The sequence below is a fragment of the Micromonospora sp. NPDC006766 genome (genome assembly GCF_040636055.1).
Taxonomy (GTDB): Bacteria; Actinomycetota; Actinomycetes; order Mycobacteriales; family Micromonosporaceae; genus Micromonospora.
The window spans coordinates 1-1,214 of the sequence record NZ_JBEYIX010000135.1; the positions used below are offsets into that span (position 1 = coordinate 1).

The following is a 1,214-nucleotide window of genomic DNA, read 5'->3' on the forward strand; positions in this document are numbered from 1 at the left end:
AGGTAGCCGGGGGTGCCGGCGAGTAGTGCGGTGATGGTGCCGTGGATGCGGGTGCCGAAGGCGAAGTCGAAGCCGGAGAGGTATTCCATCCAGGTCGGCGGGTCGATGAACATCCGCACCTTGTCCTCGACGAAGAGCGGGTGCGAGGTGTGGATGGGCATATCGGCGGACTTGCCGCGCAAGTGTGGCCGGTCGCCGTAGAGCAGGGTGCCGAGGGTGAACAGGTCCTGCGCGATGTAGCGAAGGTTCGGGTAGCGCTGCTGGTGGTGGCGGATGATGGGCGCCAGCATCCGGACGTACGGCGAGATGACGAACGCGAGCCGATCATCGATGTCCAGGGATGCCTTCGGCTTGTCGATGTGGAGGCTGTCGCCGTGCAGGAACATCGACGGGCAGCCGATCTGCTCGACCGCGGAGAAGCCCAGGGTGCGCAGGTAGTCCTCGGTGACCTCGCCGCGTACGCCGATGCTGTGCGATCGGTCGAGCACCGCCCGGCAGAAGGCGCGGACCGGCTCGTCGATCGGGCGCAGTTGCTCCCGGTCGCCGTCGACGTCGGTTTGCGCCCCGACCCCGAACACCACCACCGGGATCTTCAACCGTTCGATCAGCCGGGTCATCGATTCCAGCCGGTGCGTGAAGGTGTGCCGGAACGCGTTGGCCAGCGGGATCACGAAGACGTCGTACTTCTCGTTGATCTCGTCGGCGTTCCGCGGGTCCGCCCGAAACCGCGACGGGGTGATCTCCGCCGTCGAGGTGGCCAGCAGCTTGTACGTAGCGTGACTGAAGACCAGGTTGCCGCTGTTCTTGCCGATCCAGTCCCGTTCGAAGGTCTCCTCCGCGGTGACGACGTCGAACGGGCCCTTGCGGGCGCGGAGCAGGATCCGCTGATGCATCCGGGGTGTCCATCCTTCCGGTCCCGGGCACCGCGTACCCGGCGGGAACCGGAGCGGCGGCCCGAGCTCGCTGGCCGGCGCAAGGTTCCCGTGCCGTGTAGAAATAGGAAGCTTAGGTCATCGGGCACGGGGTGCCAGCGGGTGCCGCCGGCGGCGCGACGATGGAGCCGTCGCGGCCCCCGAACCACACGCAGCCGAACCCGCTGAGATAGGGCGTACGAGGGTTAGCGGCGTAGCAGTCGGCGGATTGGTCCTCGGACGGCTTGTCGTACCCGTTCGCGTAGCTGTTGGGCTTGTAGTGAGTCGATGGTCTGTTGCAGT

General features: G+C 66.6%; 2 protein-coding genes. Both read right to left on the reverse strand.

All coding sequences use genetic code 11. The features are described 5' to 3' along the window. The coding region (locus ABZ671_RS32695; protein WP_357865428.1) for a polysaccharide pyruvyl transferase family protein at positions 1-893 on the reverse strand (893 nt) is incomplete at its 3' end. A gap of 112 nt (positions 894-1,005) precedes the next feature. Further along, positions 1,006-1,214: hypothetical protein (locus ABZ671_RS32700; RefSeq protein ID WP_357865431.1), on the reverse strand; the 209-nt coding region annotated here is incomplete at its 5' end.